Source organism: Ochrobactrum sp. A-1 (genome assembly GCF_022488005.1).
Taxonomy (GTDB): domain Bacteria; phylum Pseudomonadota; class Alphaproteobacteria; order Rhizobiales; family Rhizobiaceae; genus Brucella.
Window position 1 is genome coordinate 242,583 of the sequence record NZ_JAKVQC010000007.1, and the last position, 26,735, is coordinate 269,317.

Genomic DNA, 26,735 nt, shown 5'->3' on the forward strand with positions numbered 1-26,735 from the left:
TTTCGGGGAACGAAAAATGCGCGATGCAATTGTGCGGCTGGTTTCAGCCGCCAAGACTTTTGCCAGTCCGGAGGGCGGTGAGGTCAAGGCACTGGACGGTATTGATCTGGATATCGGTCGTAATGAGTTCATCACATTGCTGGGTCCGTCAGGCTGTGGCAAAACGACTTTGCTACAGGCAATCAGCGGATTCGCTGCCTTGGATAGCGGACGGATCGAAATCGACGGCGTCGATATGACGGACCGTCCGCCTTATCGGCGTCCAGTCAATACTGTCTTTCAGAACTATGCGCTGTTTCCGCATATGAGCGTGGGGCAAAACGCGGGATATGCGCTGGAAGTCGCCGGTGTCGGCAAGGCCGAGCGCACGGAGCGTGTCAGGGCTGTTTTGCAGATGGTAGGGCTAGCCGGTATGGAAGCTCGCCTGCCACGGCAGCTCTCCGGCGGTCAGCAGCAGCGTGTCGCTTTGGCCCGGGCCATTGTGGCGCGGCCAAAAGTTCTGCTGCTGGATGAGCCGCTGTCCGCGCTCGACAAGAACCTACGCGAGGCGATGCAGTTCGAGTTGAAGACCTTGCAGCACGAATTGGGCATTACCTTCATCTTCGTCACCCACGATCAGCAGGAAGCGTTGACCATGTCGGATCGCGTGGCAGTGCTCTCCAATGGGCGCATCCAGCAGTTGGATGCACCGCGTATTGTGTATGATCGCCCGGTCAATGCCTTCGTCGCCAATTTCGTTGGTGCCAGCAATCTGCTGGAAGGGCAAGCCGACGCCAACGGCTTCGTGCTGGGGGACGGGACGGTGCTGCATTACGACGGTGACAGCAAAGCCAACGGCAGGGGCACAGCACTTCTGAGGCCGGAAAATTTCTCGCTTGTCGCGCGCAATGAAAGACATGGCGCGCTTGATGTCACGCTCGACCAGATTGTATTTGTCGGTTCGTCCTTCGAACTGCTTGGGCGTCTCGCTTCCGGGCGCAAGCTGATGGCGCAGATTCCAGCGGTGGACAGAAACTCGGTCAATGATCTTCAACCGGGGCAAGCTGCGCGCTGGTATTACGATCCGGCTACGGTCCACCTTCTGTGTGAAGCGGAGGGTGCGTGATGAATCTCGCTGCCCTGCGCCGCATGCAACTGACGGTTCTACTTGGGCCGGCGACACTGTTCCTGATCGTCTTCTTCGCCGTTCCGCTCGGAATTATGGTAGTGACGAGCTTTCTCGCGCCTGGTCTGTATGGCGGGGTCGAATGGGAGTTCTATCCCCATAATTTCGGGCGCATTCTGGGCTTTGCCGACCCGGCATTCGAGGAATACGACCCCATCTACCTCTCGATTTTCTTTCGCTCGGTACGGATCGCCATCGTGACGGTCATTGCCGCCTTACTGGTCGCTTATCCTGCTGCATTCTACATCAGCAGGCTTCCTGACCGCTGGAAGAATTTCTGCATTTTCCTCATTACTCTGCCGTTCTTCGCCAGCCTGATCGTGCGGTTGTTCGTCTGGGTGATGATCTTGCGCCCGACAGGTCTCATCAATGAAACGCTGATGTCGCTCGGTATCATTTCGCGCCCGCTGGATATGATCTATACCGACGGGGCCATCGTGCTGGGCATGGTCTATGTATTCCTGCCTTTTATGTTCATGCCGGTCTATGCCAGCATCGAAAAGCTGGACTGGCGTTTGGTGCAGGCGTCGCTCGATCTAGGGGCGGGTCCGGTGCGGACATTCTTCCGGATTGTCCTGCCGCTAACTGCGCCCGGCATTGCCGCCGGTTCGGTGATTGTCTTCATTCCGTCGCTTGGAAATTTCGTTGTGCCTGCCGTACTCGGCGGTGCCAAGGTGATGATGCTTGGCAATCTCATCGAAGGGCAGTTTCTCTCGGCGCGCAATTGGCCGTTCGGGTCGGCGCTCGCCATGATGGTGATGGCCGTCATGCTGATGCTGCTCTTGTTCTATGTGCTTTTGACCAATCGGCGTAATGCCGCCGAAGCGCTATCGCGGTAAGGGGAGATACTCATGAAAATCGCCCGTTCTCTCTTCAATGGCGGATTGCTGCTCTACGTCGCCTTGTTCTTCGCCTTCATCTATATCCCGCTTGCACTCATCATCGTCTATTCGTTCAACTCCAATCCGGTGAACATGATGGTGTGGAGCGGCTTTACCACCGACTGGTATGCGCAGGTGTTGGGCTTCAAGACAGGCGTTTCCGAAAGCGCGCTCTATATTGAATCGACCGACCAGCTTGTGGCCGCCGTGTTCAACAGCCTGAAAATCGCGATTTCAACGACGCTCATCTCGACCGTTCTCGGAACCGCATTGGCGCTGGCCATGCATCGCTACAATTTTCTGGGAAAGCGCTTCTATCAGGTGACGCTTTTCATGCCGATGCTGATGCCGGATATCGTGCTGGGCATTGCGCTGCTGATCTTCTTCGTCAATGCGGGTATTCATCTGGGACTGACGACGATCATCATCGGGCAATGCACGTTTCTGATCTCTTATGTCTTCATCGTGGTTTCGGCCCGGCTGGCCGGTATGGACCGCACGCTGGAACATGCATCGGCAGATCTGGGCGCCAATGAATGGACCACGTTCCGCAAGGTCGTCATGCCGCAGCTCATGCCGGGCATCCTCGGTGGAGCGTTGCTTGCCTTCATTATTTCCATGGATGACCTCGTCATCACCTATTTCATCGCAGGCGTTGATGTTACGACCCTGCCGATGTTCATCTTCGCCATGCTACGACGCGGCATTAAACCGGAAATCAATGCGATCGCCGTCATGATGCTGACTTTCTCTTTTGTCGTGGCTTCGCTCGGCCTCTATCTTCGTTCTCGGCAGAAATAATATGACTTCACAGACACCTATTCGTAAACCGCGTGGCCGTGACCTCGGCATTCCTTTTACCGGGCGTACCGGCCCAAATAATGCGATCACCGATGTCGACGGCGTCGGCGTCGGCTTTCAGACGATCATCGAGAACGAACCGCGCCCAGGTCGCAAGCGTCCAGTGCGTAGCGGCGTGACCGCCATTCTGCCGCATATGCAGTCAGAAACGCCGGTTCCCGTTTATGCCGGTGTTCATCGCTTCAATGGCAATGGCGAAATGACGGGCACGCACTGGATCGCCGATGGCGGCTATTTTCTCGGTCCCGTGGTCATCACCAATACGCATGGCATCGGCATGGCCCATCACGCTACCACACGCTGGATGGTGGACCGCTATGCCTCGACCTACCAGACTGATGATTTTCTCTGGATTATGCCGGTCATCGCCGAAACGTATGATGGCGCATTGAACGACATCAACGGCTTTCCAGTCACGGAAACCGATGTGCGCAAGGCGCTCGACAGTGTTGCCTCCGGCCCGGTACAGGAGGGCAATTGCGGTGGCGGCACGGGGATGATTACCTATGGCTTCAAGGGCGGTACGGGTACAGCCTCGCGCGTCGTGGAGTTCGGTGGCCGCAGCTTCACGATTGGCGCGCTGGTACAGGCCAATCATGGTCAGCGCGACTGGCTGACGATTGCTGGTGTTCCGGTCGGCCAGCATATGCGCGATGGCACCCCGCAAAGCCAGTTGCAGGAGCGCGGCTCAATCATCGTGGTACTGGCGACCGATCTGCCGCTGATGCCGCATCAGTTGCAGCGGCTGGCGCGTCGTGCTGCAATCGGCATCGGGCGCAACGGAACGCCGGGTGGCAATAATTCGGGCGATATTTTTCTCGCCTTCTCAACAGCCAATCAACGCCCGATGCAGCACCGCTCCGCACCCTTTCTGGAAGTGGAGATGGTGAATGACGAACCGCTTGATCCTGTTTATCTGGCAGCGGTCGACAGTGTGGAAGAGGCTGTGATCAATGCGATGCTGGCAGCTGAAGATATGGGCGGTACATGCTATGACCGGCTGCTGGTTCAGGCCATTGATCGTGAACGTCTTCGCGCTGTGCTGCGCCAGTATGGGCGCCTTGCCTGACAGCCCATAGGATCAGATGTCAACGATCCAATCCCGTCGGATCACGATCCAGCCCATATCACACGGTTTCCGTCATGCTGGTCGGAAACCGTGAACGTCTCCCTCCATCTTGCCGTCTTGACAGTATTCTATCGACAGCACTACGCTACAGTAACACTGCAGATTTTTACTGAAGTGAGGGGAGGAATTCATGACTAGAAGTTCAATTATTACAGGACTGGGTCGGGTTTCAATTTCACGACGCGAGTTTATAACATCGAGCGCACTGGGTGCGGGTGCTCTGCTTCTACCGTCCTTGCCATCATTTGCAGCGGACAAGCCCAAAGTGGGTCTGGTCATGAAGTCGCTCGCCAACGAGTTCTTCAAGCAGATGCAGGCAGGTGCCGAGGACTATGCTGCCAAAAACACCGACAAGTTCTCTTTTGCTGCTGTCGGCATGAAGGACGAGCGTGATTTCGCCGCCCAGGTCGACGCGGTTGAGAACTTCATCACGCAGCAGTTCAACGTGATCGTGCTCGCTCCGGCGGATTCCAAGGCCATGGTAACGCCGGTTAAAAAGGCTCTGGAAGCTGGCATCAAAGTCATCAACATTGACGTGGCGCTCGATGAAGTGGCGAAAAAGCAGGCTGGTGTCGATCTTGCCTTCTTTGGTCCGGACAATCGCGAGGGTGCAAAGCTTGCCGGTATGGCGCTTGCCAAGGAACTCGGCAAGGGCGGCAAGGTGGTTATCCTTGAAGGCAATCCGGAAGCAGACAACGCCAAGGAGCGCAAGAAGGGGTTTGACGACGCCGTGGCTGAAGGCGGCCTGACACTGCTCGATTCCAAGACTGCACATTGGGAGACGGAAGAAGCCAACACGCTGATGACCAATTTCCTGACCCAGTATCAGGACATTCAAGGTGTGATGGCAGCCAACGACTCCATGGCGCTCGGCGTCGTAAAGGCGCTGGATGCTGCTGGAAAATCGGGGCAGATCAAGGTCGTGGGCTTCGACAACATTCCTGCTGTCCAGCCTTTGATCAAGGATGGCAAGATGCTTGCCACCGTCGATCAGTTCGGTGCGCAGATGGCGGCCATGGGCATTGATTACGGCCTTAAGGAATTGGCGGGCGAGAAATTTTCCGGCTGGGTCAAGACGGATATCAAACTGATCACCGCCCAAGATCTTTGAACCCGAAATTTCTGAAGTATTGCCAATTCTGGGGCGGCGCGAGTAGCGCCTCTCCTATTCACCCGGCAGGCAGGAACAGACATGCAGTCAGCCGACGCCATTTTAAGATTGGAAAATGTCGGCAAGACCTTTCCGGGTGTGGTTGCATTGAACGGTATCACGCTGGAGCTGCAGCGTGGCGAGACGCATATCATTCTGGGCGAAAACGGCGCCGGTAAGTCGACCCTCATCAAACTTCTCGCTGGCATATATCAGCCCGACATGGGCGAGATTTTTCTGAACGGCCAGCCCTACAAGCCAAAGACCCCGCATGATGCGCAGGTTCAGGGTATTCGCATCGTTCATCAGGAACTCAATCTGCTGTCGCATCTTTCCATTGCCGAGAACCTGATGCTGGAAAGCCTTCCGAGGCGCTTCGGGATCATGGATCGGGCGACACTGAACCGCCGCGCCGAAGAGCTTTTGGCAGAGGTAGGCTTGGCGGTCGATCCACGTGTGCCTGTCTCGGAGCTGGGCGTTGCGCAAATGCAGTTGGTCGAGATCGCCAAAGCGCTTGGTTATGACAGCAAACTACTGGTTCTGGACGAGCCGACGGCGACATTGACGCCGCCGGAAATCGAGCGGTTGTTTGCGATCATCAAGCGTCTGAAGGCGAAAGGTGTCACGATCATCTACATCTCCCACCGTCTGCACGAGGTTTTTGAGATTGGCGACCGCGTGACGGTTTTGCGCAATGGCAGGCTGGTCGAGACGCGCGATCTGCAGGGGTTGAGCGTGCCGGATTTGGTACGCATGATGATCGGCCGCGACATTGCAGATGAGTACAGCTTCAACGCGGATATCAAGCCTAGTACCGTCGCCTTGGCGGTGAGGGATGTGAAGCGCAACAACGGCGCCCCGCCTGTTTCGTTCTCGGTGCGCCATGGAGAAATTCTTGGCGTCGCCGGTCTGGTCGGGTCAGGCCGTACAGAGGTGATGCGCGCAATCTTCGGCGCCGATCCAAGATCGGCAGGGGAAATTGATATAGATGGAAGGCCGGTGAATATCCGTGATCCGCGCGATGCGGTGCGCAACGGCCTTGGCTTCTTGACCGAGGATCGCAAGAGCCAGGGGCTGCTGCTTGACATGCCTGTTTATGTCAACGCCACGATCACCGACCTGAAAAAAATCTCACATGGCGGTCTGTTGGACGGTAGCGTGGAGAAAAGTGCGGTGGCTGAGTTGGTCGAGCGGTTACGCGTCAAGACGGCATCCATCGACACGCCGGTACGTAATCTCTCCGGCGGCAATCAGCAAAAGGTGGTTCTGGCAAAATGGCTGTTTCGCGGCTCATCAACACTGATACTCGATGAACCGACACGTGGGGTCGATGTCGGCGCCAGGCGCGAGATTTATCAACTTTTGTGGATGCTGGCCGCTAACCAGAAGGCAATCATCATGATTTCCTCGGATCTGCCCGAACTGATCGGCATGTGTCACCGCATCATTGTTTTCTCCAACGGCAAACTGGTGGGGGAACTGGACCGGTCGCAATTCGACCAGGAGCGTATTCTTTCGCTCGCTTATCAGGAGCATGTTCACGCATGACGGAACCCACTTCTCCATCCGCTCAACACCCCGGTGCCGTCGATCGCCAGAAGCTGAAGCGCTTCCTGTTGCGTGATGCCGGCGTATTCCTGGCGTTGATCCTGATAACGCTGGTATTTTCCGTCACTGCGCCCTATTTCGCAACGCCGGGCAACGCGTTGAAGATTTTCGTTCAGATTGCGATCAACACGGTCCTTGCGGCAGGTATGACCTTTGTCATTCTAACTGGCGGCATCGACCTTTCCGTTGGCTCGGTGCTTGCCTTATGCACGGTTGTGGGTGCGCTTATTATGACCTCCGGTCTAGAGCCTGCCTTGTCCGTTCCGCTGGCTGTTCTGGCATGTATTGCCGTTGGCGGGCTTTGCGGGTTCATCAATGGTAAGGTGTCGACCTACTGGAAAATCCCGTCGTTTATTGTCACGTTGGGCATGCTGAATATCGCAGCTGGTGCGGCACGTGTGGTCTCCAACAATTCCACCATCACGGGGCTTCCGCAGGGTTTTGTCGATTTCGGTAATCTGATTGTCGGCGGTTTCCTGCCGTCGATTTTCCTGATCGCGGTGGCTGTGGTCGCCGTTGGCTGGTTTGTACTGCGTTTTACCGTTTTCGGGCGCATGATCTACGCGGTCGGCGCCAATGACGAGGCGGTGCGCCTGTCTGGACACAATCCAGATGCCTACAAGATCGCCGCGTTTGTCATTTCCGGTGTCACTGCCGGTATTGCTGCGATTGTCTATCTTCTGCGCCTGAACATCGGCAGCCCGATTGCGGGCGTCGGCTACGAACTCAACGCGATCGCAGCCGTCATCATCGGCGGGACAAGTCTTTTCGGTGGCAAGGGATCAATCGTTGGTACGCTGGCTGGTGCCTGTATCCTGCAGGTGCTGGCGACCGGCCTGCAACTGCTGGGCATCGGTGATAACTACAAACCGATCATTATCGGTACGGTGATTATCCTCGCGGTGATTGTGGATACCTACCGTGAGAGGTTGTTGCGGCGTATTCGCTGACCGCGCTATCAAAGGGGTACGTTGAAGCCAGTGAAAGGCTTCAACCCGGCGCTTTATATTTCGCATCGCGCCGGGTTTGGAGTGGAGTTTATTTCTTCGTGCCGGTTGTCAGCGGGACCACGATCTCTTTCCAGAACTTATCTTCATCGATGTAGTTCTGAATGGCGGCCTTCTGAGTGCCTATTGGTCCCGGCTTTGCTTCAGCGTTGCCACCAATGTCATTGTTGGTGAATGCAAGGCTTCGACCATAGTCCAGCCCCATCTCCGTATTCACGTCGACATAAACACCGGTGGCGGGTGCGGCTGTTCCATCCTTCGGGCGGGGAGCGTTGTTCCATGCGAGCACAATCGACGGGTCGATGACATAAGCGGCTGCAAATAGGTCCCACACATTGTCGGGTCCGAATGTGGTTCCGCCTTCCGCCTTGATCCGTTCTTCCCGGGCAAGCCAGAGTTTCTGAATGCCCGGAAGGCTGCCGTCTACCATTTTCCGATAGAGGTCTTCCGGCATTCCGCCCGTATGTTCATTGGCTTCCAGACCCGAGATCACCTGATTTCCATATGCCTTGAAAGTTTTGGAATTTGGATCGCCCCATTTTGACCGGACACTGATCTTGGCGGCTTCAGGGTCGGCCCACCAGTTGAACTCCGCCGATGCGGACGAGTTTCCGGGGACATAGAATGCGCCGCCCATATAGACGATTTCGGCGACCTTCGACGGAAAGCTCGGGTCCTTGAGAATGGCGCGTGCGATATTTGTGAGCGGTCCGATTGCTACCAGTTTGACCTGACCGGGATATTTATTGACTGTGTCGACGAGAAAATCGACGGCGTCCCTGTTGCCATCCGGGTCCGGAATATCCAGACCATATACCCGTTTATAGGATGGTGCTTCGCCATATTTGTGTTTGTAAACATCGGACCATTTTGCCGCGGGATCGGCATCAATCTCGTTGCCGGCATCCGGTCGCAGATAGCCTCCCCAGCCGGTAATGGGGCTGATTTGCAATTCGGCTGCCAGCACTTCCGGGGCGGCTTTGTTTCCTCGCCAGTTGCGAATACCGTATCGGCTGCCTTCATAGATGGGAACTTCGGAGCCCAGCGCTTCCAGTTGCCGGACGCCTGCAGCTACCCCGGCTGGCATGGGGGTGTTTCCTGACACGACAGTCACGCCGAGTAGGTCGATGTTGGGAGCGCGCTCGAGCAGAAGCATTGCGGTGCCATCGTCAAAAAGTTCGACCATGTCCGCGTCCAAAATGACTTTGGTGCGAGATTCCTGCGAAAATGCAACGCCGGATACTACCAGCGAGCAAGTCAAAGTCCAGGCAAAGATAGACGGCCTGATATCCATTCTGTCCTCCCTTTGTGGTGATCCGCGTTGGTAAAACGCAGTCGTAGGATAGAATATCATGCAGTTTTTCTTGTCAATATCAGCGGATACTGTATGGCAACATGTTAAAATAATGCGGGTTTGGTCTGTATATCAATGATAATAGATTAGTTTCGGAAATTCAGTGTATCAAATAAACCTGCACGCCTCGGGAGTGGATTGTCGCTACCCTCAGTCCTGAACGGCTTTCTGCAGTAAACCACATTGCATTATCGCTGCACGCAATGTGATTCCAACGAGCAATTTGTCGGTCGGCGCAGCAGGCCGACCGACGAAGTCTTGCGTTGGCTTTATTTCTGCCAGCTCTTGACCAGTTCGTCGTAGTTGACGGTGACTGGTTTTTCTTTCTCATTCTCTATCTTCAATTGAGGAGCGAGGTTGCCCTTGGAAACGGCATCCTTGTTCCAGTATTCGATGTCATGTTCCTCGGCGAGTTTCGGTCCGATGTCACCCTGAACCCCTGCACGTTCCAGACGCGAGAGGACTTTTTCCTGTTCGGCGCAAAGTGAATCCATCGCTTCCTGCGCTGTTTTCGCGCCAGAGGACGCATCGCCGATTGCCTGCCACCACAGCTGAGCCAGCTTTGGATAGTCCGGTACGTTGGTGCCAGTCGGCGACCACTGGACGCGGGCTGGAGACCGATAGAACTCGACCAGACCGCCAAGTTTCGGTCCACGATCCGTGAAACTTTGATGATGTATCGTTGAATCGCGGATGAAGGTCAGCCCCACATGGCTCTTTTTCACATCGACCGTCTTGGACGTGACAAACTGCGCATAGAGCCAGGCGGCTTTGGCGCGATCATCCGGGGTGGACTTCATCAGGGTCCAGGAACCCACGTCCTGATAACCAAGCTTCATGCCGTCCTTCCAGTAAACGCCGTGCGGGGAGGGGGCAACGCGCCATTTGGGTGTTCCGTCCTCATTCACGACCGGAAGGCCGGGCTTGGCCATATCGGCGGTGAAAGCCGTGTACCAGAAAATCTGTTGGGCGATGTTGCCCTGTGAGGGGACGGGGCCGGATTCGGAGAAAGTCATGCCCTGGGCTTCCGCCGGAGCATAGGCCTTGATCCAGTCGAGATATTTCTGGATGGCATAGACCGAAGCTGGTCCGTTGGTGTCGCCACCGCGTGCTACGCACGAGCCGACGGGGCGCGACTGGTCATCGACCTTAATGCCCCATTCATCGACCGGCAGGCCGTTCGGCAAACCCTTGTCGCCATTACCTGCCATGGAAAGCCACGCATCGGTAAAACGCCAGCCGAGTGACGGGTCCTTCTTGCCATAGTCCATATGGCCGTAGACCTTCTTGGCGTCGACTTCGCGACCGGTGAAGAACTCGGCAATATCCTCATATGCCGACCAGTTGACGGGAACGCCGAGGTCATAACCGTATCTGGCTTTGAAGTCGGCCTTGTTCTTTTCATCGTTGAACCAGTCGTAACGGAACCAGTAGAGGTTCGCGAACTGCTGGTCGGGAAGCTGATAGAGCTTCTTGTCCGGAGCGGTGGTGAACTTGCTGCCGATGAAATCGTCCAGATCGAGGCCCGGATTGGTAACGTCCTTGCCTTCATTGGCCATGAAGTCTGTCAGATTGCGGACCTGTTGATACCGCCAATGTGTGCCGATCAGATCGGAATCGTTGACCCAACCGTCATAAAGATTCTGGCCGGTCTGCATCTGTGTCTGGATTTTTTCGACGACATCCCCTTCCTGAATGATGTCGTGCGTGACCTTGATGCCAGTGATGGCTGTAAATGCGGGTGCCAGCACCTTGGATTCATAGTCATGGGTGGTCAGGGATTCGGAAACAACCTTGATGTCCATGCCCTGGAAGGGCTTGGCCGCATCAATGAACCACTGCATTTCCTTTTCCTGATCTGCGCGCGGAAGGGATGAAAGGTCGCCAATTTCCTTGTCGAGAAACTGCTTCGCCTCATCCATTCCCGCTGAAGCTGCGCCTGTCATTGCCAGCACGATGAGTGCCGTAGTCGTCATTAGATGCCGTCGCATGTTGATCCTCCCAAAGCTTGCGAGTGCATATCGACTTTTTGGGCGCGGTATGTCCCCCGAGCCCATTACTGCATGAAGCGGACGTATTTCGCTTCGGACTCCTTATACAAAGCGGAATACGCCAATGGCGTAGACCACTGAAATGGCGACAGCCCACCATAGGTTCGGACCAACCAGCCCAAGCCATGCCAGATTGATGAATGCGCTGCCGAGCAACGAAATGAACAAACGGTCGCCGCGCGTCGTCTCGAACCCCAGAATACCGTTGCGGGGTGCCCCTCCGGGGGAAGCATATTCCCAAATACCCATGCCAACGAGCAGAGCGGCGATACTGCAGAAAAAAGCTGCGGTCTGCCAGGTCCAGGCCATCCACGAGAAGTCAGGCATATGAAACATGTCATACCCTCCCCAGGGCGAAGCCCTTGGCGATGTAATTTCGGACAAACCAGATCACCAGCGCGCCGGGTATCAGCGTAAGAACACCGGCTGCAGCAAGGAGCCCCCAATCCATTCCGGCAGCCGATACGGTGCGTGTCATCGTAGCGGCGATGGGCTTCGCGTCCGTGGTTGTGAGGGTGCGTGCAATCAGCAGTTCCACCCAAGAGAACATGAAGCAGAAGAAGGCGGCCACGCCGATACCTGATGCGATCAGCGGCATGAAGATCTTCACGAAGAATCTTGGAAACGAATAGCCATCGATATAGGCTGTCTCGTCGATTTCTTTCGGTACGCCGGACATGAAGCCTTCGAGAATCCACACCGCCAGCGGCACGTTGAACAGGCAATGCGCCAGTGCGACCGCAATATGTGTATCGATGAGCCCAAATGCCGAATAGAGCTGGAAGAACGGCAGGGCGAACACCGCCGGAGGCGCCATCCGGTTGGTCAGGAGCCAGAAGAACAGGTGTTTGTCGCCCAGGAAATGGTACCGTGAGAAGGCATAGGCCGCTGGCAACGCCACTGAAACCGAAATCACCATGTTCATGACCACATAGATGATCGAGTTGATATAACCCGAATACCAGGCGGAGTCGGTGAAGATGGCGCGATAGTTCTGCAGTGTCGGCTCATGCGGAAACAGCGTCAGCGACGTCAGGATTTCCTGATTGGTCTTGAAGCTCATATTGATGAGCCAATAGATCGGGATCAGAAGCAGTATAATGTAGATTGTCGGTATCAGCCAGCCAAAGCGTGAGGTCTCGCGTCTGCTCGATTTCTGTCGGACGGCGTTTGAGACCGGCATGATTGCAGGCGCACTACCTACAGAAGTTCCCTGTACGGCATTCATCTCACACCTCCTGATCGTGGCTGGTCATGACGGTGTAGAACACCCATGACAGTAGCAGGATGATGAGAAAGTAGATCAATGACATGGCCGCCGCCGGTCCAAGATCGAACTGCCCCAGCGCCATCTTGACCAGATCGATCGACAGAAATGTCGTCGAATTGCCCGGCCCGCCACCAGTTACCACGAACGGTTCGGTATAGATCATGAAACTATCCATGAAACGGAGCAGAACGGCGATCAGCAGAACGCGTTTCATCTTTGGCAGCTGGATGTAGCGGAACACTGAAAATCGTGATGCTCCGTCAATCCTCGCGGCCTGATAGTAAGCATCGGGGATGGATACAAGGCTCGCGTAACACAACAACACCACGAGGCTGGTCCAGTGCCACACGTCCATGATGATGATTGTTACCCAGGCATCGAATGGATCGTTGACGTAATTGTAATCCAGTCCCAACCAGTTGGCGTAATAGCCGAGCAGGCCGATGTCACTACGTCCGAAAACCTGCCAGATTGTACCGACCACGTTCCACGGGATCAGCAAGGGCAATGCCATCGTGACTAGGCAGACGGGGACCCAGAAGCCCTTTTTCGGCATATTGAGCGCAATCAGGATGCCGAGAGGTATCTGGATCGCCAGAACGATGAACGAAAAAATGAGATTGCGCCCCAGCGCATCCCAGAAACGACCGGAATGAAGGATCTGCTCGAACCAGTCTGTCCCGGCCCAGAAGAACTGGTTGTTGCCGAACGTATCCTGTACCGAATAATTCACCACTGTCATCAGTGGAATGACGGCGGAAAAGGCGACTAGCACCAGCACGGGCAGAACCAGGAACCAGGCTTTGTTGTTCCAGCTTTTTTCCACTGTCAGCCCTCCATTCCCACGCGCCAGGAATCCGCGAATATGCCGATGGCCTTCGGATCGAAAGTCACGCGTGGTTCGGCAGGTATCTCGTCGTCCTCGCCGATCACGACGGCGAGTTTCTGCCCTTCGAAGCCTGCCCGCACGATGCGGTAGCGCCCGATATCCTCGATCTTGTCGACGCGGATGGGCAGGCCTTCGCGACCGAGCCTGACAAACTCCGGCCGGATGCCCAATTGGATGCTTTTCGCATCGCCAATCTGCGGTATGCCGGGAAGCGGAATGGCCTGTGCACCCACTGTCGCAGTGCGGCCATCGATCCGTGCATGCATGAGGTTCATGCCCGGCGAGCCAATGAAATAGCCGACGAATGTATGCTTCGGGCGCTCGAACAGTTCAGCAGGCGTGCCGATCTGCACGATTTCCCCGTTATGCATCACCACGACCTTGTCGGCGAATGTCAGTGCCTCTGTCTGGTCATGCGTGACATAAACCATCGTGAAACCCGATTGACGGTGCAGGCGCTTCAGCTGCGAACGCAGCACCCATTTCATGTGCGGATCGATAACCGTCAGAGGTTCATCGAACAGGATTGCGTTCACATTCGCGCGTACCAGTCCCCGACCGAGCGAAATCTTCTGCTTCTGATCTGCCGTCAGTCCGCGTGCGCGCCGCCCGGCAATGCCGCTGAGATCAGTCATTTCCAGAATGTCCTTGACGCGACGTTCTACTTCCGTTTCCGGCATACGACGGTTACGCAGAGGAAAGGCGAGATTGTCGAACACGGTCATCGTGTCGTAGACGACGGGAAACTGGAAGACCTGCGCAATATTACGGTCCTCGGTGGCAAGTCCGGTCACGTCCTGGCCATCGAAAAGGATACGTCCCTCAGTCGGCTGCAGAAGGCCGGAGATGATGTTGAGCAGAGTTGTCTTGCCGCAACCGGATGGGCCGAGCAGCGCATAGGCACTCCCATCCTCCCATTCATAATTGACCATATTGAGGGCATACTCGCCTGCGGCCTGTGCCTTCGCATTATAGGCGTGGCGGATATGATCGAGAGTGATACGTGCCATCGCCGTCCTCCTATGCCGCCAAACCGACCGCGCGACCGGTCTCATCGAATGCCATGAGATGCCGCGTGTCGAGGTAGACTTCGATTTCGCGGTCGGGTTCAACGATCTGGATGCCGTGTGCCAGCATGACCCAGCGGTCACCTTCGTAATCGAGATGGATAAAGCTTTCCGATCCGGCGATTTCGGAAACCAGCGTGCGGGCCCGAATGGGAACCGTAGCGTTCTCCGCTGGGCGGACGAGCAGATGATGCGGCTGAAACGCGATGGTCAGCGGACCGTCACTGATACTTGCCAATTGGCTCGGCACGGCGATGGCCTGACGATCTGCCCGCAGGAACTTGTCGCCTGATTTGACCATGCGAGCGGTGTTCAAGGGCGGGTCGGCAAATGTACGTGCTGTGACGAGATCGAGCGGGCGGCGATAGACGTCGATTGTCCGACCAAACTGAGTGATGTGACCTTCCGAAAGTGCAGCCGTATTGCCGCCGAGCAGCAGGGCCTCCGAAGGCTCCGTCGTTGCGTAGACGAAGATAGCACCAGATTCAGCAAAGATTCGCGGTAGCTCTTCGCGCAATTCCTCACGCAGTTTGTAGTCCAGATTGGCCAGCGGTTCGTCGAGCAGAACCAGATTGGCCTTTTTCACGATGGCACGGGCAATCGCCGTGCGCTGTTGCTGGCCGCCAGACAGGTTTAGCGGTGTTCGGTCAAGATAGGGCGTGAGTTTGAGGAGGTCTGCCGCCTTGCGAACCTCACTGTCTATTTCCGACTGTGGCTTGCCTGCAATGCGCATCGGTGACGCTATGTTTTCATAGACCGTCAGAGCTGGGTAATTGATAAACTGTTGGTAGACCATCGCCACATTGCGCTTCTGCACAGGCCTGCCCGTAACATCCTGCCCATCGAACAGGATCGAGCCTTCACTTGGTTTATCCAAGCCTGCCATGAAGCGCATGAGGGAGGTCTTGCCGGACAAGGTTGGTCCGAGCAGGACATTCAGGCTCCCACGTGGCAGGACCAGATTTGTCGGATGGATATGCGTGGCTCCACCAACCGTCTTCGAGATATTTCGCAATTCCAGCATATGTCCCGAGGCCTCCTCCAACCGTCGGAATTATTGCGCTTATTGGCAAATCCTCTCAATATGGACTTCAAGGGACTGTGCCTTACCCCTTATGAGCAATTTGTGCTCTACGGGCAGTCTCTGCATTCGTTCGGGAAACAAGCATACTCCAACGAGATGTTTCCCAAAAAGCTTCATCCAGTTTACCACAACACCGAACCAGGCGCTCAATGAGCACCGTCCCGCAGATGCGGCTGTCTGACTGTGATTATTGACGCTTGAACAAACTCGGTTTGGATGAGTTGAATAAGCACATCGCTTATAGCTTTCACGATAGTGCCGAGTAGCGTTATCGCCACTGTCGAAGAAGAGGGCATGCGCATTAGAAACTGACATGTTCCTCCACCTGATCACACGTTCAGCCTTTGCGAGTGTGAAAGCCAAATCATGAAAATCGAAAACAAAAGGAAAGTCAAATGAAGATAATTGTTGCGTTTGCGAAGCGCGGCAAACTTCGGTCACGCTATCGCTGACAATGATTGACCAAGGCCCTGAAGAGACGGTAGGGGCCGGTCAAAACCGGCCCGCAAATAAAATCGCTACACAGATTGTCTTGGAGATAATTCTGTCAGTCTTTAGAGAAAATCGTCGCATTCTGTGATGTCGTAACCATCATATTGTAGTCGTTGACGATCCACTGAAGATCAGAAGAGGCTCCACCCTTGCGTGCGTCGCCCTTGGTCTTTTCCAGCTTTTCCTGGAAGTCACGCAGCTTGCCAAGAAGGCTTGCAGGACGAGATTCGAAAACGTGGAATGAGTTTGGATGTTCGGTTGCGTAATCATCCATTTCACGGACGGCAGCTGCATAGGAATCCATGGCTCTGCCAAAGGTATCCATGTCGACGACCGGCTTGTCGTTATCGGGCAGCAGCTCAACAACAGTGTTGGCACGGATCATGACGTTGCGAACATGCCAGTTGGCCTTCTTGCCTTCAGCCTTTTCAATCGCATCAAGCTCTGCCAGATCGATCTTGCTCTTTTCTTCGCCGAGCAGTTCATCGACGCGCTTGCGTTCCTTGGTGAAGTCCGGCGCATATTCCGCGATCTGCTTATGGAACTCCTTGGCACCAGCAAATTTGTCGGACTTGTAGTCCTTGCGATCATAATATTTGCTGGCCTTGTCGATAACGGGCGCAAGCTTCTGATAAATAGCGATATAGCTCACCATCGCCTCGTCGAGTGCGGGCAGTTTCGGTTCTGCCGTCGTGGCAGCTTCTGCTGCCTCAATCTCATTGCGCACATCATAGAGCGAGTAAAGTCCGTAGACGTTTCGTTCCTTGCCGGTCGGTCCCTTCTTCATGTCGACCCAGCTGTCGTAGCGGTCAAGCGATTCCGAGGCGCGGATCGTACGATTGAGAAGCGCTACGTAGGCATTCATTTTTTCGATTGCGGCATTTGGATCGGTGTCGTCGGCTGATTGTGCAAAAGCTGCTGTCGGCAAAATCACAGCCAGCAATGTGAACAGGACCGCACGAGGCGAGAAGCGTTTCATTTGTTTTTCCCTCTTTGGTCACATCCCGTATCAAGTGTAGGGGGAGGCAGGATGCGTATTGAAACAGGACCTCAGGAAGCTCTTCCTGAAATCCAGACGTTATGTTTTCCTGGCTAGTCTCTGGCACTATCGGGAAGCCAGTTGCGTCCAGAATAGTTTCGGATGGTGGTAATGATCGTAACGGCAATTGAAAGAACAATGAGATATTCGACAAAGCGAATCGGCATAACCAACCAGCCGCTGATTGAGCGTTCGACCATGCCGTGAAGGCTCACGATCTGAAAATCGTAATTTACACCTGTGCTTCCGCCACCGTGACTGACGATTTCGTTGACTTTGACGTGACTGCCCTGACTTCCAAAAATCCATGCCAAAGGCTTGTTGTAGATGGGGTTGCCCCTGCTATCGACGCACATACCCACAAACGACATGAATGATACAACTATTGCCGCAGCTTCCGGTCGGCGCCAGTCGATTTTTGCAAACCAGAATATTGCGGAACAAATCACGAGAAGAAGAATGCTTGCAAAACCATCGACGAAGATAACGGCCTGCATTCCAAAGACAAGAATAGCTCCTACAAGGCTGAAAGCTGCAAGGCCACCAATTGCGATGACAAAAATACCGAGCACACGCATGAAGGATGATTTTTCCATGGCGGCATTAAACACCACAGATAGTGCCGGGCAAGTCATTGGGAGAAATATCACCAGTTTTTGCGATACACGCGCATATTGCCATTCGTATTCTTGAGGAAAGACTGGTTCTCTTGCCGGTTGATCTTGGCTTTCAACACCGAATGCGGCTGGAGAATGCAAATTCATCTTCTGTCCGACCAGATGGAGATCGGGTTCCGATACTTGATCTGCAAATTCAAGGTCGTGGGGAACGAAAAAGGGCGCGAAAACGCGCCCTTGTTGCTAGTAATGGCCTCGCCTCACACGTGGCCCGCTGTAATAGTGATGTCTGTGATGGCTGCGCCACGCATTATGCCTGTAATGACGGTACGAATGCCAGCGCGGCCCGCGATAATGGCGGTGATGCGAACGCCAATGGTTCCGCTTGTAATGATGCCGCTTGTTCCAATGTTTCCGTGAATGATGGCCCCGATGGTCCCGGACCTGTTCGACATTCGAACTCACGTCTGGCTTTGCGACGTTAAGCGTTGGCGCTGCGTTTGCTGCACCTGCTCCGATCAGCATTCCGACACCGAGAACACCGGCGATCAGTCCTTTAACTAGGTTCATTCTGCGTACTCCTTTCAAGTTCGCATCCTGAAACCTAGCGCATGAACTGACGATGAACAGGGAAATTCTGGAAATACCAGGCTTGATAACCATGCAACATTTCCAGTCAAAAACTGTCTCGGACTAGCACCTTGGCGATTCAACAACTACGTATAAGGGTGAAATCGTAACCCACGAAAACGTAAGGGAGAAACATGCTCAGAACTGGCGTCGTTGGAACTATTCTGATGCTGCTTGCAGCTTTTCCTGCTGCGGCAAACGACGCGCAATTGGTCGCCGATATGGCCGCCAAGTGTTGGAAGTTGCCCGAAGAGATGGACTATCAAAAAGCATCGGCAACTTTCGAAGTTACATATAATGCCGAGGGTGAGTTGGTGCGCATCGTGACGGTAGAGTACCAGCCAGTTCGGCGAGCAGGTCGGGAATTTGCAATCAGCGCTCAGCAGGCGCTGAATGAATGCGCGGCCAACACTCCCGTAAGGTCTCGGACAGTCCGCGTGGTCATGCGATATATGGCACCTGCATCGGACGGGCCGTTGATAATGAAGAAACCTCTCCGGTAGCCAGACAGTATCCCGCGCCCGGCTTGGTGTTCTTCATTTGGCCTGATTGACTGTTATAGCGATCATGTGGAGGACGTCGTCAGTGGAGCAGCCGCGCGAGAGGTCGTTTGCGGGTTTGGCGAGGCCCTGGAGCACGGGGCCGATGGCTTGTGCGCCGCCGATGCGCTGGGCAATCTTGTAGCCGATATTGGCGGCTTCGAGATTGGGGAACACGAAGACATTGGCATTGCCCTTCAGCGGGGAGCCCGGTGACTTGGCATGGCTGATCGCCTCCACGAAAGCGGTGTCGAATTGCAGTTCGCCATCGATGCACAGATCGGGTTTGCGCTCCCGCACGGTGCGGGTTGCCTGAACGACCTTTGATACGCGCTCATGGGCGGCGCTGCCGCCGGTGGAGAAGGACAGCATGGCCACGGCTGCGTCTTTTTCCGTCAGCTGGCGGTATGAATCGGCCGACTGGATGGCGATATCGGCAAGCTGCGCGGAATCCGGTTCCACGACGAGGCCGCAATCGGCAAAGACGAAAGCGCCTTTCTTTTGATGATGCGACTGGCACAACAGCATCAGGAAGAAGCTGGAGACGAGAGAAGCGCCTTCGGCCTTGCCGATGATCTGCAGGGCATGGCGCACCACATCGGCTGTCGTTGCAACTGCACCGGCGACCGTCCCATCCGCATCGCCCTCCCGCACCATCATGGCTGCAAAGCCGAGCGGTGTCTTCACCATTGCCTCAGCCTGTTCTTCTGTCATGCCCTTGGCCTGACGCAGCCGATAGAGTTTTTGCGCATAATCCGCGCTCAAGCTCGATGTTGTGGGATCGATGATCGCAATTGTCGAGCCGTCGATCTGTCTGCCGATGATGCTTTGGGACCCCAGAAGCGTGATGCGGGCAATGGCTTCACGTTCGGCACGCAGCGCCGCATCGATGATGCGCGGGTCTTCGCCTTCGGCCAGCACGATGTGGCACGGCCTCGACCGGGCTTTCTCAAAAATCTTTTCCAACGGCAGCATGGATATATATTTCTCTGGAATGGCCGGGAGTTGCGCTCCCGGCCTGATCATTACAGCATGTCTCCCGAAAGTGGGAACCGGTTTCGGGATAAAGACATGCGTAAAAACAAACAGATGGAGCATTTCCAATGATACAATCAAAACAGGAAATGCTCTGACGAACTGGTTCAGACAGGCATTTGCTGGCGCATGTCGGCCTTGTCGATACCGGCCACGACGACGGGCTTCTTCATCGCATCGCGGCGGAATGGTTCGCCCAGTTCCTGATTGAGCACGACTTCGATGAAGGTGGTCACACCCTTGGCCTGCTCGTCGATTGCCGTCTGCAAGGCCTCGGTGAGTGCCTGCTGGCTATCGACGGTCACGCCCTTGAGGCCGCAGCCATCCGCCACCTTGGCGTAGCTCAGGTTTGGATTGAGCTCGGTGCCGACGAAGTTGTTGTCGTACCACAGCGTCGTGTTGCGCTTTTCGGCACCCCACTGATAGTTGCGGAAGATGACCATGGTGATCGCAGGCCAGCCCTTGCGACCGATGGAGGTCATCTCGTTCATGGAGATGCCGAAGGCACCGTCGCCGGCAAAGCCGACCACCGGCGTGTCGGGCTGGCCGATCTTGGCGCCGACGATGGACGGGAAGCCATAACCGCAGGGGCCGAACATGCCCGGCGCCAGATATTTGCGTCCGTGCTCGAAGCTTGGATAGGCGTTGCCGATGGCGCAATTATTGCCGATGTCGGTGGACATGATGGCGTTCTTCGGCATGCCGGCCTGAATGGCGCGCCATGCCTGTCGCGGCGACATGCGGTCCTTCTCGCGCTCGCGGGCACCGGCATTCCAGTGTGTGCCCGGATCGTCATCCTCGTGATCCATTGAGGAAAGCTGCTGCAGCCAGGCGGACTTGCGCTGATGGATGAGCTGCTTGCGCTCGTCGCGACCGGCATTGCCCGCATTGGCGCCCATCTGGTCGAGGATCTGCCGCGCAACCTGTTTGGCATCGCCGCAAATGCCGACAGAGATCTTCTTGGTGAGGCCGATGCGATCGGGATTAATATCGACCTGAATGATCTTGGCGTCCTTCGGCCAGTAGTCGATGCCGTAGCCTGGCAGCGTCGAGAACGGATTGAGGCGGGTGCCGAGCGCCAGAACCACATCGGCCTTGGCGATCAGCTCCATCGCGGCCTTGGAGCCGTTATAGCCGAGCGGTCCTGCGGATAGCGGATGGGTGCCGGGGAAGGCATCATTGTGCTGATAGCCGCAGCAGACCGGCGCATCGAGCCTTTCGGCAAGTGCGATGGATTCCGGGATCGCGCCACCGATGACGACACCGGCACCGTTGAGAATGACCGGGAATTTTGCTTCCGTCAGAAGCTTTGCAGCCTCGGCGATGGCATCGCGCCCACCGCTCGGGCGTTCCAGCCGCACGATCTGCGGCAGCTCGACATCGATAACCTGGGTCCAGAAATCGCGCGGAACGTTGATCTGTGCCGGTGCGCAGCCGCGCCATGCCTTCTCGATCACCCGGTTCAGCACTTCGGGAATGCGGGTCGCATCGCGCACTTCTTCCTGATAGCAGACCATCTCCTCGAACAGCGCCATCTGGTCGACTTCCTGGAAACCGCCCTGACCGATGGTCTTGTTGGCAGCCTGCGGAGAGACGAGCAGCATCGGCGTGTGGTTCCAGTAGGCCGTCTTGATGGCGGTCACGAAGCCGGTCACGCCCGGACCGTTCTGGGCAATCGCCATGCCCATCTTGCCAGTCACACGCGTATAGCCGTCGCAGATCAGCGCCGCATTCGTCTCATGCGCACAATCCCAGAACGTAATGCCAGCCTTCGGAAACAAATCCGAAACCGGCATCATCGCAGATCCGATGATCCCAAATGCATGCTCTATCCCATGCATCTGCAAAACCTTAACAAAAGCCTCTTCCGTCGTCATCTTCATGGCGAATACCTTTCCTTACAATTCAGAGAACTTCGTCTTTCAGCGCATACCAGCGATACATCGCACGCTGCCCTATGCGCCTAAATGGCGTCAGCATGCCGTAGCTCGGCAGTTCGGAGGTGAAGATCGGCAGGTCCAATTCTTGTCCACGACCGGTCATCAATTGGGCGACCCGGCGTCCGGCCTGTGCGGAATACATCACGCCGTTGCCGCCGTAGCCCATGGCATAATAGATTTCCTGCGTCGGATCGGGACGATAGATGCGGGGCATCATGTCATGGCTGACATCGACCCATCCCCACCAGGAGTAATCGATCTTGATGCCGGTCAGCGCCGGGAACTTCCGGTAAAGCCCCGAAAGCAACAGATCGTAATATTTCTGGTTTGGTGCATCGGCTCCCGTAATGGCGCTGCGGCTACCGATCTGCATCCGCCCGTCGGGCAGAAAACGATAATAGTGGCGAAGCGTGCGCGTATCAGTTAGCGGAATGCCGGTCTTCGGGCCACATGCTTTAATTTCATCCGGCGTCAGCGGTCGCGTCACAACAGAGTTCGACAGCACCGGCATCAGCCGGTAACGGGTGAGAGGATGGAGGCCGGGCGAGGTGTATCCTGCTGTTGCAAAACATACTTGTCGCGCCTTGACCGTACCGTTCGGTGTGTTGAGATGGAAAACATTGCCGTTCTTGCGGCAGCTGAGAACCGGACTTGCAGTATGCACCTTTGCGCCTAGCTTGCGGGCAAGCCGAAGATAGCCGAAGGCGAGCTTTGCAGCATGAATGCCCATGCCATCCGGTTCGTACATTGCGCCGCGGGCTTCCTGATCCCGGATGAAATCGCGATGAATTTCGTCGCGACCAACCATGCGCGTCCGATAGCCGAACACGTCGTTCAGCAGGCGGGACTCTTTCTCCAGCGAAGGAATGACCTTGTCGCGATGGGCGATGTACAGATGACCGCCATCCTGCGGATCGCAATCGATTTCCGGCTCGGCAATAAGCGCGCGGAAGAGATCGAAACCCTCGGCAATTTCCTTATGCAACTTCCGGGCAACCTCTACGCCCCAACGCTCGATCCATTGCGAACGCTTGAGCCGACCGGCGGAAATCTGCGCCTGACCGCCATTGCGAGTGCTGCACCCCCAGGCAACGCCATTTGCTTCAAGCACCATGGCCTTGACGCCATGATCCCGGGCGAGGTGGATCGCTGCAGAAAGACCAGTATAACCTGAGCCGACAATCACGACATCGGCTTCGACGTCTCCGCGAATAGGGCCATCGTCTTCCGGCGCCGGTCCGGCAGTGCCGATCCAGTAGGTCGGGGCATAGTCACGCCCCTGTCCGGGCGTCTTCGAAACCACCGGATCATAGGCGGGGTCGAATGGCTGAGTGGCGGTGAAACTGTTGAGAGTGTGGGTATCCATATGTCGGTCCTCCAAATCACCGACGGACATTGTTGGGGCTTACGCCTTCAGCAAAGGCCGGTTCTTGCGGAATGCCTGCTTGCGGACGATCTTGCCGTCACGCTGTGTGAAAAGATCGCAGCCTTCGGCCTCGACGCGTGCGCCGTTGGTATCGGTTCCGCGAAAGGTCCACTCGGACACGGCACGGTCGCCACTCACGAAGTGTCTGTGTCCGTCCCATTTTACATCGGGCATGGCGGTCCAGACGCCGGAGAAAGCCTTGGCAATGGCATCCTTGCCTTCGAGGCGGGTGCCGTAAACTTCCTCGCCGCCGATGGTGTAGAACACGCAATCATCGGCGAAAAAGGCCATAATCGCGTCGATGTCGTGCCGGTTGAAGGCGTCGAAGAGGTCGGAAAAATGCTTCTCTGTGAGTTGTCCGGCGGACATTCCAATGCTCCTTGATAAGTCTGAAGCCTAACCCGCTTTTAGGCAAAGCTTCCCTGTGGCGCGGCAGAATTGCCGCGCGATTGATATTGCGAATGAGATTTGGGTCGGGCTGATTAAAGCGGTTGCACCGCCATCAGACTTTACCCTTCCACGGGATGAGAACCTTTTCCATGTAACGGATCAAAAGGTCGAAGGCGAAAGCAAACACACCGATGACGATGATGCCCATGATGACGGTGTCGCTGGCCAGAAACTGTGCCGCGTTGAGCACCATGAAGCCAAGGCCGCGATTGGCCGCCACCATTTCCGCGGCAACCAGCGTCGTCCAGCCTACGCCGATCCCGATGCGCATGCCCGTAAAGATTTCCGGCATGGCTGCTTTCATGATGACTTGTGTTATCACCTGCGTCCGCGAGGCACCCATTGCATAGGCGGCGTGGATTTGCTCCGTGGAGACCGAGCGAACGCCTGCTCTGGCCGCAATCGCCATCGGCGCGAAAATCGCGAGGAAGATGAGAAACACCTTCGGGAACTCACCGATCCCGAGCCAGATAATAATCAGCGGCAAATACGCAAGCGGCGGCAGCGGGCGATAGAACTCGATTATCGGATCGAGAACGCCACGTACGAAGCTGCTCATGCCCATCATGATACCGATGGGAATTGCCGTAATACAGGCAATAGCGAAAGCACCCAATACGCGTCCGAGACTGACGAGCGTATGTTCGGTCAGAGTGGAGTTTGCTACGCCGTCGGTCATGGCAACTATGAACTTGCCATAGACCGCGAAAGGAGAGGGGAGAAACAGCGGTTTGACCCAGCCCATTCCCGTTACGAGAAACCACAGCCCCAACAAAATCAGTGCGGTTACGAGGCTGATAAAGCCGCTGTTGCCGTCGCCGGGGGCGCCATAGATTTTACCGGGTTTGACTGGTCTTGCCCGAGTTACAAACTCAAGCATGGACCAGTTCCGGGTTTCCTGATGCACGTTCATCGCCATAGATAATCCCCAGAATTGTCTCACGCATCTTGATGAAATCGGGACTGGACTTGACGGCGCGCGCGTCACCGCATTCCAGAAAGCGTCGGTTGAAATCCAGATCATAGGTATGGGTGATCCGTCCGGGACGCGGTGACATGACGATCAGTCGCGAACCGAGGAACAGGGCCTCTTCGACGCTGTGAGTGATGAAGAAGAACATTTTGTTGGTCACTTGCCACACCCGCAAAAGCAGTTCCTGGATCGTTTCGCGGGTGAGGGCATCGAGCGCTGCCATGGGTTCATCCATGAGCAGCATCGCCGGATCGCAGGTCAGTGCGCGGGCGATACCGACACGCTGCTGCATACCGCCGGAAAGCTGGTAGATTTTGTGATTGTGGAAATCCTGTAGGCCGACCAGAGCCAGATTCTTGGTGGCACGCGCACGGCGTTCCGCCTTTGGCACACCTTGAAGCTTGAGCCCGAATTCAGTGTTGTCGATTACATTGAGCCAGGGAAGCAGCGCATGTTTCTGGAACACGACACCTCTATCAGCGCCCGGGCCGCGCACTTGCCTTCCGCCTAACGTGATTTCACCGGATGACGGGATCATGAACCCTGCCATGAGATTGAGAAGTGTGGTCTTGCCGCAACCGGATGCACCAAGCGCCACCACGAAATCCCCGCTGTCGATGCGCAGATTAACACCCTTCAGCGCGATCACGGCTTCTTCCACATAAAGACCGGGATAGGTCAGACTGACATTCGATACGTTCAAGGTTTCCATGACGTCACCTTTCGGGAACGAAGGAGCGGTTCCGGCTTGAGCCAAAAGGCAAAACACTGCAGGAACCGTCTCGGTTCAGCGGCTTGCCCAGGGCATGCCGCTGGTGGGAGGTGCTTGAATTACTTCACGCAACTACTTCGCGGCGGCTTCGGCGAAACTGCCATTTACGTTGCCGCTATAGTCATCCAGAGCCTGGTCGAGTTGCTTTTGATCGACGAGGAATTTTGCGCTCTGGGTGACGGATTTGAGCGCCCCGCTGTCCTTGCCGCCGCCAAGCCACGCTGGGGAGGCCTGTTCTTCGGCTGTCGGGAAGGACAGCAGCGCGAGTGCGCCCGGTATGTCAGCGGCATTGCCGCCGATCAGCTTGACCATGCCTTTGACCTGTCCGGAATCTGCCGTCCACTGGCTGCCATTGGCCTTGTAGTCGGCATAAGCGTCCTTCAGCACGGTGGTGAAGGCGGTCATGAATTTGGGATTCTCGCTGGCGAAACTCTTGTCCACCACAAGTCCATCGAAGGTTGGAACGCTTTTTGCGCCGATTTCTTCAGAATTGGCGATTTCCTTGCCAGTCTTGAGGATTTCGGAAAGAGCAGGGGGCCAGACATAGGCAGCATCGATATCGCCACGTTGCCAGGCGGCAACGATCTGCGGCGGTGTCATGTTGAGGATCTCCGCATCACGCGGATTGATCTTCCAGATATCGTTCATGCCAACGAGCAGATGGAAATGCGAGGTCGAAACGAAGGGCACGCCGATCTTCTTGCCCTTAAGATTTTCCGGTTTGTCGATGCCCGAGCCTTCTCGTGCTACCAGTGCTTCCGATTTGCCAATATTATCGAGAATCCAGAATAGTTGCAGGTCGACACCACGTGTGGCGGCCGCTGCGATACCCGTTGAACCGATCACACCGACGGGCACGTTACCGGACGCAAGTGCCGTCGAAATATCACCACCCGATGCGAACTGGCGCCAATCGATCGTGTAACCGGCTTCCTTGACTGCCGCATCGAACTTTCCGTCAGCGATCGCGGTCAGAAACGGACCGACGATCTGTTGATAGCCAACCACGACCGTAGTTTCGGCATAGGCCGCAGACGTAGAAAGCGCTGCTACGGCCGAAAATAACGCCACCCGTTTCATGCTATTGAAATAGTTCATGGAGTTCCCCTTCCATTTAAGAACCATACCTGACTTAGTCATGACTGTTGGCGTTTTTCGCCAATCTGCAGTTCCAGTTACAAACGATAGCCATCTCATCAAATTTGCCTTATATCCAGTTGGAATAGTCAATAAGTCCAGCTTGGGGATCAAGATGGCGCAGCCCGAAAATCGGCGGGCACGCTCACCTTGCCGTCGAAATTATTCC

Annotated in this window: 25 protein-coding genes; 8 read left to right on the forward strand and 17 right to left on the reverse strand. The window is 55.7% G+C overall.

The window, feature by feature from the left end; translation table 11 throughout:
- Positions 1-16 precede the first annotated feature (16 nt).
- From MKS82_RS19105 to MKS82_RS19135, 7 genes are all read left to right on the forward strand, one after another.
- Entirely contained in the window at positions 17-1,105 is a 1,089-nt protein-coding gene (locus MKS82_RS19105) for an ABC transporter ATP-binding protein (RefSeq protein ID WP_109989328.1), read from the forward strand.
- Positions 1,105-2,004, forward strand: coding sequence for an ABC transporter permease (locus MKS82_RS19110; protein WP_109989329.1), 900 nt, complete (start codon positions 1,105-1,107; stop codon positions 2,002-2,004). The genes MKS82_RS19105 and MKS82_RS19110 overlap by 1 nt, the downstream gene beginning before the upstream one ends.
- Positions 2,005-2,016: 12 nt before the next feature.
- On the forward strand, positions 2,017-2,847 hold the full coding sequence (locus MKS82_RS19115) for an ABC transporter permease (protein WP_109989330.1): 831 nt from the start codon (positions 2,017-2,019) through the stop codon (positions 2,845-2,847).
- 1 nt (position 2,848) lies between these two features.
- Positions 2,849-3,976 carry a DmpA family aminopeptidase gene (locus MKS82_RS19120; RefSeq protein ID WP_109989331.1) on the forward strand — a complete coding sequence of 376 codons (1,128 nt, stop codon included), beginning with the start codon at positions 2,849-2,851 and terminating at the stop codon, positions 3,974-3,976.
- Positions 3,977-4,166: 190 nt separating this feature from the next.
- Positions 4,167-5,147 carry a sugar ABC transporter substrate-binding protein gene (locus MKS82_RS19125; RefSeq protein ID WP_109989332.1) on the forward strand — a complete coding sequence of 327 codons (981 nt, stop codon included), beginning with the start codon at positions 4,167-4,169 and terminating at the stop codon, positions 5,145-5,147.
- Positions 5,148-5,228: 81 nt separating this feature from the next.
- Complete coding sequence (locus MKS82_RS19130; protein WP_240579177.1) at positions 5,229-6,734, forward strand: sugar ABC transporter ATP-binding protein; 1,506 nt, start codon at positions 5,229-5,231, stop codon at positions 6,732-6,734.
- On the forward strand, positions 6,731-7,744 hold the full coding sequence (locus tag MKS82_RS19135) for an ABC transporter permease (protein ID WP_109989334.1): 1,014 nt from the start codon (positions 6,731-6,733) through the stop codon (positions 7,742-7,744). The genes MKS82_RS19130 and MKS82_RS19135 overlap by 4 nt, the downstream gene beginning before the upstream one ends.
- 88 nt (positions 7,745-7,832) lie before the next feature.
- Here the strand turns inward: MKS82_RS19135 and MKS82_RS19140 are convergent, their stop codons facing one another.
- From MKS82_RS19140 to MKS82_RS19185, 10 genes are all read right to left on the reverse strand, one after another.
- A complete protein-coding gene (locus tag MKS82_RS19140; protein ID WP_306461011.1) occupies positions 7,833-9,155 on the reverse strand; it encodes a nucleoside hydrolase in 1,323 nt (440 codons plus the stop codon).
- Positions 9,156-9,424: 269 nt separating this feature from the next.
- Complete coding sequence (locus tag MKS82_RS19145) at positions 9,425-11,146, reverse strand: ABC transporter substrate-binding protein (protein ID WP_109989336.1); 1,722 nt, start codon at positions 11,144-11,146, stop codon at positions 9,425-9,427.
- Between the two features lie 102 nt (positions 11,147-11,248).
- Positions 11,249-11,542, reverse strand: coding sequence for a DUF2160 domain-containing protein (locus MKS82_RS19150; protein WP_109989337.1), 294 nt, complete (start codon positions 11,540-11,542; stop codon positions 11,249-11,251).
- A gap of 1 nt (position 11,543) precedes the next feature.
- Positions 11,544-12,389: a carbohydrate ABC transporter permease gene (locus MKS82_RS19155; protein ID WP_235813484.1), complete on the reverse strand. Its 846-nt coding sequence runs from the start codon at positions 12,387-12,389 to the stop codon at positions 11,544-11,546.
- Positions 12,390-12,435: 46 nt separating this feature from the next.
- Complete coding sequence (locus MKS82_RS19160; RefSeq protein ID WP_061345731.1) at positions 12,436-13,302, reverse strand: carbohydrate ABC transporter permease; 867 nt, start codon at positions 13,300-13,302, stop codon at positions 12,436-12,438.
- A 2-nt stretch (positions 13,303-13,304) separates the two neighbouring features.
- Positions 13,305-14,375 (reverse strand): ABC transporter ATP-binding protein, encoded by a 1,071-nt coding sequence (locus tag MKS82_RS19165; protein WP_109989338.1) that lies wholly within the window; start codon positions 14,373-14,375, stop codon positions 13,305-13,307.
- 10 nt (positions 14,376-14,385) lie between these two features.
- Positions 14,386-15,456: an ABC transporter ATP-binding protein gene (locus tag MKS82_RS19170; RefSeq protein WP_109989339.1), complete on the reverse strand. Its 1,071-nt coding sequence runs from the start codon at positions 15,454-15,456 to the stop codon at positions 14,386-14,388.
- A 607-nt stretch (positions 15,457-16,063) separates the two neighbouring features.
- Entirely contained in the window at positions 16,064-16,987 is a 924-nt protein-coding gene (locus MKS82_RS19175) for a YiiG family protein (RefSeq protein ID WP_109989340.1), read from the reverse strand.
- Positions 16,988-17,100: 113 nt separating this feature from the next.
- Positions 17,101-17,811, reverse strand: coding sequence for a hypothetical protein (locus MKS82_RS19180; protein ID WP_240579179.1), 711 nt, complete (start codon positions 17,809-17,811; stop codon positions 17,101-17,103).
- Positions 17,812-17,924: 113 nt separating this feature from the next.
- Positions 17,925-18,119, reverse strand: a complete 195-nt coding sequence (locus MKS82_RS19185) for a hypothetical protein (RefSeq protein ID WP_109989342.1) — start codon at positions 18,117-18,119, stop codon at positions 17,925-17,927.
- A 342-nt stretch (positions 18,120-18,461) separates the two neighbouring features.
- Here MKS82_RS19185 and MKS82_RS19190 point away from each other — a divergent pair, with 342 nt between their 5' ends.
- Complete coding sequence (locus MKS82_RS19190; RefSeq protein ID WP_240579180.1) at positions 18,462-18,797, forward strand: hypothetical protein; 336 nt, start codon at positions 18,462-18,464, stop codon at positions 18,795-18,797.
- Positions 18,798-18,830: 33 nt separating this feature from the next.
- On the opposite strand, the gene pta is transcribed toward MKS82_RS19190, so the two are convergent.
- The 7 genes from pta to tauA all read right to left on the reverse strand — a co-directional run bounded on the left by pta (position 18,831) and on the right by tauA (position 26,527).
- On the reverse strand, positions 18,831-19,808 hold the full coding sequence (gene pta / locus MKS82_RS19195; RefSeq protein WP_109989348.1) for a phosphate acetyltransferase: 978 nt from the start codon (positions 19,806-19,808) through the stop codon (positions 18,831-18,833).
- Positions 19,809-19,975: 167 nt separating this feature from the next.
- A complete protein-coding gene (xsc, locus tag MKS82_RS19200) occupies positions 19,976-21,751 on the reverse strand; it encodes a sulfoacetaldehyde acetyltransferase (protein ID WP_240579181.1) in 1,776 nt (591 codons plus the stop codon).
- A gap of 22 nt (positions 21,752-21,773) precedes the next feature.
- The gene (locus MKS82_RS19205; RefSeq protein WP_109988793.1) at positions 21,774-23,174 is read right to left on the reverse strand and encodes an NAD(P)/FAD-dependent oxidoreductase; all 1,401 of its coding nucleotides are present in this window, start codon (positions 23,172-23,174) and stop codon (positions 21,774-21,776) included.
- Between the two features lie 39 nt (positions 23,175-23,213).
- Positions 23,214-23,603: a nuclear transport factor 2 family protein gene (locus tag MKS82_RS19210; RefSeq protein ID WP_109988792.1), complete on the reverse strand. Its 390-nt coding sequence runs from the start codon at positions 23,601-23,603 to the stop codon at positions 23,214-23,216.
- 133 nt (positions 23,604-23,736) lie between these two features.
- A complete protein-coding gene (locus MKS82_RS19215; protein WP_109988791.1) occupies positions 23,737-24,564 on the reverse strand; it encodes an ABC transporter permease subunit in 828 nt (275 codons plus the stop codon).
- Positions 24,557-25,369: a taurine ABC transporter ATP-binding protein gene (locus tag MKS82_RS19220; protein WP_025091973.1), complete on the reverse strand. Its 813-nt coding sequence runs from the start codon at positions 25,367-25,369 to the stop codon at positions 24,557-24,559. The genes MKS82_RS19215 and MKS82_RS19220 overlap by 8 nt, the downstream gene beginning before the upstream one ends.
- 132 nt (positions 25,370-25,501) lie before the next feature.
- Positions 25,502-26,527: a taurine ABC transporter substrate-binding protein gene (gene tauA, locus MKS82_RS19225; protein WP_109988790.1), complete on the reverse strand. Its 1,026-nt coding sequence runs from the start codon at positions 26,525-26,527 to the stop codon at positions 25,502-25,504.
- Between the last annotated feature and the right edge of the window lie 208 nt (positions 26,528-26,735).

Excerpts from the sequence above, each read along its gene's own strand:
- MKS82_RS19175 (WP_109989340.1), bottom strand. The coding sequence starts at position 16,987 with ATGAAACGCTTCTCGCCTCGTGCGGTCCTGTTCACATTGCTGGCTGTG.
- MKS82_RS19135 (WP_109989334.1), top strand. The coding sequence starts at position 6,731 with ATGACGGAACCCACTTCTCCATCCGCTCAACACCCCGGTGCCGTCGAT.
- MKS82_RS19115 (WP_109989330.1), top strand. The coding sequence starts at position 2,017 with ATGAAAATCGCCCGTTCTCTCTTCAATGGCGGATTGCTGCTCTACGTC.
- MKS82_RS19210 (WP_109988792.1), bottom strand. The coding sequence starts at position 23,603 with ATGTCCGCCGGACAACTCACAGAGAAGCATTTTTCCGACCTCTTCGAC.
- MKS82_RS19140 (WP_306461011.1), bottom strand. The coding sequence starts at position 9,155 with ATGATATTCTATCCTACGACTGCGTTTTACCAACGCGGATCACCACAA.
- MKS82_RS19130 (WP_240579177.1), top strand. The coding sequence starts at position 5,229 with ATGCAGTCAGCCGACGCCATTTTAAGATTGGAAAATGTCGGCAAGACC.
- MKS82_RS19180 (WP_240579179.1), bottom strand. The coding sequence starts at position 17,811 with ATGAATTTGCATTCTCCAGCCGCATTCGGTGTTGAAAGCCAAGATCAA.
- tauA (WP_109988790.1), bottom strand. The coding sequence starts at position 26,527 with ATGAACTATTTCAATAGCATGAAACGGGTGGCGTTATTTTCGGCCGTA.
- MKS82_RS19220 (WP_025091973.1), bottom strand. The coding sequence starts at position 25,369 with ATGGAAACCTTGAACGTATCGAATGTCAGTCTGACCTATCCCGGTCTT.
- MKS82_RS19155 (WP_235813484.1), bottom strand. The coding sequence starts at position 12,389 with ATGCCGGTCTCAAACGCCGTCCGACAGAAATCGAGCAGACGCGAGACC.
- MKS82_RS19185 (WP_109989342.1), bottom strand. The coding sequence starts at position 18,119 with ATGTCGAACAGGTCCGGGACCATCGGGGCCATCATTCACGGAAACATT.
- MKS82_RS19150 (WP_109989337.1), bottom strand. The coding sequence starts at position 11,542 with ATGTTTCATATGCCTGACTTCTCGTGGATGGCCTGGACCTGGCAGACC.
- MKS82_RS19120 (WP_109989331.1), top strand. The coding sequence starts at position 2,849 with ATGACTTCACAGACACCTATTCGTAAACCGCGTGGCCGTGACCTCGGC.
- MKS82_RS19170 (WP_109989339.1), bottom strand. The coding sequence starts at position 15,456 with ATGCTGGAATTGCGAAATATCTCGAAGACGGTTGGTGGAGCCACGCAT.
- MKS82_RS19165 (WP_109989338.1), bottom strand. The coding sequence starts at position 14,375 with ATGGCACGTATCACTCTCGATCATATCCGCCACGCCTATAATGCGAAG.
- xsc (WP_240579181.1), bottom strand. The coding sequence starts at position 21,751 with ATGAAGATGACGACGGAAGAGGCTTTTGTTAAGGTTTTGCAGATGCAT.
- MKS82_RS19190 (WP_240579180.1), top strand. The coding sequence starts at position 18,462 with ATGCTGCTTGCAGCTTTTCCTGCTGCGGCAAACGACGCGCAATTGGTC.
- MKS82_RS19215 (WP_109988791.1), bottom strand. The coding sequence starts at position 24,564 with ATGCTTGAGTTTGTAACTCGGGCAAGACCAGTCAAACCCGGTAAAATC.
- MKS82_RS19125 (WP_109989332.1), top strand. The coding sequence starts at position 4,167 with ATGACTAGAAGTTCAATTATTACAGGACTGGGTCGGGTTTCAATTTCA.
- MKS82_RS19105 (WP_109989328.1), top strand. The coding sequence starts at position 17 with ATGCGCGATGCAATTGTGCGGCTGGTTTCAGCCGCCAAGACTTTTGCC.
- pta (WP_109989348.1), bottom strand. The coding sequence starts at position 19,808 with ATGCTGCCGTTGGAAAAGATTTTTGAGAAAGCCCGGTCGAGGCCGTGC.
- MKS82_RS19110 (WP_109989329.1), top strand. The coding sequence starts at position 1,105 with ATGAATCTCGCTGCCCTGCGCCGCATGCAACTGACGGTTCTACTTGGG.
- MKS82_RS19205 (WP_109988793.1), bottom strand. The coding sequence starts at position 23,174 with ATGGATACCCACACTCTCAACAGTTTCACCGCCACTCAGCCATTCGAC.
- MKS82_RS19145 (WP_109989336.1), bottom strand. The coding sequence starts at position 11,146 with ATGCGACGGCATCTAATGACGACTACGGCACTCATCGTGCTGGCAATG.